This is a genomic window from Parendozoicomonas sp. 209JJ7-1 (assembly GCF_058147085.1).
In genome coordinates this window covers 1-909 of sequence record NZ_JBYVJU010000085.1, presented here as the reverse complement: position 1 = coordinate 909, position 909 = coordinate 1, and the positions used below count along the sequence as shown (strand labels likewise).

Annotated in this window: 1 protein-coding gene; it reads left to right on the top strand. The window is 36.9% G+C overall.

Annotated features, from left to right (window positions below; all coding sequences use genetic code 11):
• Positions 1 to 863 (top strand): hypothetical protein (locus ACY2RQ_RS19465; protein ID WP_490114673.1); only part of this gene is annotated, 863 nt, incomplete at its 5' end.
• Between the last annotated feature and the right edge of the window lie 46 nt (positions 864 to 909).

Below are 909 nucleotides of genomic sequence, written 5' to 3'. Positions count from 1 at the left end.
GTGTTTTAGGAGAAATCGTGCAACATCAATATTTTTCACAGCGAGTGGGAGTAAATCCAAATATGGATGGACTACCACTTGATGATGTTATTGAACTATTTATAAGAACTTTTGGTGTTCTTGAAGATGATGGCTACTTTGATGAATCATTTGGCTCTCACTGTGTAGATGCAGGATTTATTCCGGGGAAAGTTAAAGATATAGAGCTTGAAATCTTACTTAACCTGAGAAAGAAAGATTTATGGCCCATAAAACCTAGAGCCTATCATTATTCAGAAGATGATCTCTTTGACGTTATTGAGTTTCTATTTCAATATGTCTCAAAGCCGATTGAGGGAACAATGCATTCTTGGGGTGAATGTGGAATGCACTGGGAAACCTTCAATAAATATGAAGGCCAAGTAGAGTTTAGAGAAAAGATAAATTCATTACTTTCTCATTATGAAAGACGGTTTGAGTTATCAGCAAATGGGCAAGTTCTTGAAAAACCAGAAGTAGGATTTGAAAGAATATTTCAAGCTGATGTGCCTTCCAGTGATGACAATATCACAGATCGAATTGACGCAGCTGTTCTAAAATTTAGAAGGCATGGTTCATCTATTGATGATCGACGTCAGGCAGTACGTGATTTAGCAGACGTCTTGGAATATTTGAAATCTGATGTTCACTTTCTCTTAACAAAGAAAGACGAAAATGATCTTTTCAATATTGCTAATAACTTTGGTATTCGCCACCACAATGATAAGCAAAAAACATCATATGATGCTGCAATTTGGCTGAGCTGGATGTTTTATTTTTATCTATCAACAATTCATGTAGTACTGCGTAAAATAGAACATGAAAAAAGTGCAAAAAACACCTAACAAGCGCATCCAGGTGACGCCTTCGGCGCACCTGATGCGGGCGTTA